This is a genomic window from Gammaproteobacteria bacterium, from assembly GCA_003696665.1.
Classification (GTDB): Bacteria; Pseudomonadota; Gammaproteobacteria; order Enterobacterales.
Genome location: RFGJ01000080.1, coordinates 1 through 3,739, shown reverse-complemented (window position 1 = coordinate 3,739; position 3,739 = coordinate 1). Strand labels below are relative to the sequence as shown.

The window sequence follows — 3,739 nt, the reverse complement described above, 5'->3', positions numbered from 1 at the left end:
GTGCTGGTTACGTACGCAATTTATGTCATTGACCATGGGCGGAGTATCTGGATAGTTCCCATCTGTTGTTTCGGCTTGTTGGCTTTTTATCGCCGCGTGCTTTCGGGCCGCGGTGGTGACCCGACCAGGGCGCTGCTGCAGGATCCGGCTCTGCTTTTTACAGGGTGTGTCTGGGCTCTTATTGTTGGTTGGGAGATTTATTGCTGATGCTGGCATCCATGGATATCGCATTCTATCGTTATTCACTCCTCAATCGCGGCGGTGATCGAATGGTGCTTGAGTACGCCAATTACCTTGCTGAAAAGGGACACCGTGTAACTCTCTACAGTAGCGTTGATGAGACAGTCTTCCGGGTTGCTCCAGCAATTCACTGTGTCCGGGTTCCGTGGCCGGGACGTGCAGGTTTTCTTCTTTGGACAGGGTTGCATACTTTGCAGCACGATATCACTGTCATTGATATCATTCATCTTGCTCCGCTGGTTCGTTGCCGCGGACGGCTGGTCTATTTTGCTCAGGCGGACGACATCGAGTATTACGGTCGCCGATGGCAGCGGGCTATGATTGACCTCTTGTATCGACGTTTCTTCCGGCAGAATGGCATCTGCATTGCCGTCTATGACCACCTGACGGAACGTTTTCGACTTCGCTATGGCGCAACGATCTGCCACACTGTGACGAACGGGATCGATTTGGAAACTTTTTTTTTCGAGCCGGACCCTGAGCTGATCACTGCCAAAAAGGGGCGGCGGGCTCTTTTTTTTATGGCCCGCGGTGATCGCTACCGTAAGGGGTACGACCTTGCCCTCAAGGTGTTCGATCGACTTTCAGAGACACTTGGGAACGATCTCGAGCTCTGGGTTTGCGGCGAAAGGTTGGAAAAATCATACCGGTTCCCCGTGCGCCATTTCGGTGTGGTGGATGATGACCGTCTGCGGCAGATTCTGAGTAGTGCCGATATCTTATTCTATCCGTCCCGACACGAGGGGTTTGGGCTTTTTCCCCTTGAGGCGATGGCATGCGGCTGTGTGGTGGTGACCACCGATGCAGTACCGTATGCCCGTGAATATAATGCGATTCATACTTTGGATATTGGAGATGCCGAGGGTATGGCGGATGAAATTTTCCGGCTTGTTTCCTCCCCGGAGCAACTGGCCGCCGAACGCAAGGCCGGTTTTGGCATAGCTCGCAAGTTTGATTTGCGTATCAGCCGACGGCGCTTTGTTGAAATACTAAAGGAAATTTCCGGAGAGAGTGATGCGAATCGGAATTGACGCTACCACAATTTATACAGACCAACCAACCGGACTAGGTGTTTATAGCATTAGTGTAATTAATGAACTGGCCAAGTTGCATGATAATTTGGTGGTCTGGACGGTTGATGATTCCCGACTGAAGCTTCGATCTGATCAGATTCGGCGTGTGATGCAGCCACTTCAGCGCCTCGGTAACCAGCTATACCTTTTGCGGCCTGTTTGGGTCGAAGCTGTGTTGCCACATCTTATAAAAAAAGAAAAGGTGGATTTACTATACACGACTATTCCGAATGGACTAAGCCGAAGTCCCGTGCCGCATGTGGTGACCGCGCACGATATCATTCCGCTGACGTTTCCGGAGGATGCGCCACGCACTGTGCGTTGGAGTTTTCGTCACCGTCTTCCTAAAATTTTTGAGCGAGCTAATGCCATTGTGGCTGTTTCGAATTTCACCCGAAATGACCTGTTAAGATGCTATTCCATTGAACCAGAAAAAATTTGGGTAATTAGCGAGGGGTATGACCGAGATAACTTTGTTCCACGCGACGACTTCTCTAGGTTGGCTGAGTACGGTCTCGAAAAAGAAAGGTACCTCCTCTATGTCGGTAACAGTAGCGCTCGCAAGAATCTTATACGTTTGATTGAAGCCTTTTCACGCGTCGCTAATACAGTGCCGTATCAGCTAGTCTTGGCGGGAAGCAAGGTGTCTGTGCAGATTGAGCAGATAAAGAGAGTTGCGGCTCAATGCGGAGTTTCAGAACGCGTTATTGTTTTGAATTATGTCCCATATACAGATCTAAGTCTTCTTTATAGTGGTGCTGCACTTTTTTTGTTTGTTTCGGAATATGAAGGATTCGGGCTTCCTCTACTAGAAGCAATGGCGTGTGGTGCTCCCGTTTTGGCAGCTGACGCGACCTCTTTGCCTGAGGTTGCTGGGAAGGCAGCTTTTCTCGTACCGCCACGTGATGTAGTTGCCATCGCAGACGCCATGCGACTTATACTGATTGACGATGCTCGCCGCGAGTCGATGCGAAAGGCCTCCTTGGCACGGGCCGCTATGTTTTCATGGGAAACCACAGCTCGTGATCTTCTAACTCTTTTTCAACAGGTGTAGTAGATCAATAATGCTGCTGAAACGTTTGCTTAAATACAGGGATCTTCTGCTGGTTTTTATCTGGCGCGAATTTTTGATTCGCTATCGCCAGAGCTTTATCGGTGTTCTTTGGGCAATTCTGCAACCTCTGAGCATGATGCTGTTGTTCGTTTTTGTTTTTGGTGTAATCCTCCAGATGAAGGGGAAAGGCTACCCTTATCCGCTCTTTTTCTTCGCAGGCATTTTGCCCTGGACGTTTTTTGCCGGTTCAACAAACCATGCAGTTAACTGTCTTGTGGCGCATTTTAATTTGATTACCAAAATCTATTTTCCCCGAGAAATTATACCCTTGTCCGGGGTTGCGATTAACTTTATCGACTACCTGATTGGTTTCGCTGTCTATTTGGTGTTAATCATGATTTACGGTACACCTGTTACATGGAATTTTCTGTGGGTCATTCCACTTGTGATTATTTTGGTCGTATTTACCACTTCTTTTGGTTATTTGTTGGCTGCGCTTAATGTATATTACCGTGATGTTAAGCTGGCATCTAATTTTATTATCCAGTTTCTTTTTTTTGCTACACCAGTGATTTATTCTATTGACCAAGTTCAAACGAGGTGGAAGTTGATTCTTTTTCTAAATCCTCTGACTTTTATCGTTGAAAATATGCGGCGTGTCACTATTGAGGGGAGATCGGTCGTTTGGTGGCAGTTTTTGGTAGAGGCTATTCTTGTGGGTGTGTTCTATTGGCTTGTTTGTAAAATTTTTATCCGCATTGAAAGGGCCTTTGCTGATGTCATCTGACGTTGTGATTCGCTTTAGTCATGTTTTTAAAAGGTATTCGCGTAATGCTTCTTTTGAAAACAATCTGCGCGAACATTTGGCAGGTTTATTTAAAAAAGGTTTCAGGAGGAGACTAGGCCTTAAAGATGGTGAGTTCTGGGCTTTGCAAGATCTCGATCTGACCATTCGCCGAGGCGAATGCGTCGGGCTCTGCGGTTCCAATGGGTCAGGGAAAAGCACTCTGCTCAAGCTGGTTTCAAATATTACTTTTCCGACTCTGGGAGATGTAGATGTATGCGGTCGTGTTGCGCCATTGATTGAATTAGGAGCCGGATTTCATCCAGATTTGAATGGGATTGAAAACATCTATATGAATGGCACCATCCTTGGCCTGAGTATCCATGATGTTAAGAGATTGGTTAATGATATCATTGAATTCGCCGAACTGAATGATTTCATTAGAGTTCCTGTAAAGAAATATTCTTCCGGGATGGTTCTGCGGCTGGCTTTTTCCATTGCTATTCATAGCCCGGCAGATGTTTATCTTTTTGATGAGGTGCTGGCGGTAGGCGATGAAGCATTTCGAGATAAATGTAAAGAAAAAAT

General features: G+C 47.0%; 5 protein-coding genes. All 5 read left to right on the top strand.

All coding sequences use genetic code 11. The features are described 5' to 3' along the window. Positions 1-207, top strand: a complete 207-nt coding sequence (locus tag D6694_02755) for a hypothetical protein (GenBank protein RMH47018.1) — start codon at positions 1-3, stop codon at positions 205-207. Further along, the gene (locus D6694_02750) at positions 207-1,271 is read left to right on the top strand and encodes a glycosyltransferase (GenBank protein ID RMH47017.1); all 1,065 of its coding nucleotides are present in this window, start codon (positions 207-209) and stop codon (positions 1,269-1,271) included. The genes D6694_02755 and D6694_02750 overlap by 1 nt, the downstream gene beginning before the upstream one ends. Then, on the top strand, positions 1,255-2,367 hold the full coding sequence (locus tag D6694_02745; GenBank protein RMH47016.1) for a glycosyltransferase family 1 protein: 1,113 nt from the start codon (positions 1,255-1,257) through the stop codon (positions 2,365-2,367). The genes D6694_02750 and D6694_02745 overlap by 17 nt, the downstream gene beginning before the upstream one ends. A gap of 10 nt (positions 2,368-2,377) precedes the next feature. Beyond that, complete coding sequence (locus tag D6694_02740; protein RMH47015.1) at positions 2,378-3,154, top strand: ABC transporter permease; 777 nt, start codon at positions 2,378-2,380, stop codon at positions 3,152-3,154. Beyond that, a partial coding sequence (locus tag D6694_02735) for an ABC transporter ATP-binding protein (protein ID RMH47014.1) occupies positions 3,144-3,739 on the top strand: 596 nt, incomplete at its 3' end. The genes D6694_02740 and D6694_02735, both read left to right, overlap by 11 nt.

Coding starts and splice junctions, on each gene's coding strand:
- D6694_02750 (RMH47017.1), top strand. CDS start 207: ATGCTGGCATCCATGGATATCGCATTCTATCGTTATTCACTCCTCAAT.
- D6694_02745 (RMH47016.1), top strand. CDS start 1,255: ATGCGAATCGGAATTGACGCTACCACAATTTATACAGACCAACCAACC.
- D6694_02740 (RMH47015.1), top strand. CDS start 2,378: ATGCTGCTGAAACGTTTGCTTAAATACAGGGATCTTCTGCTGGTTTTT.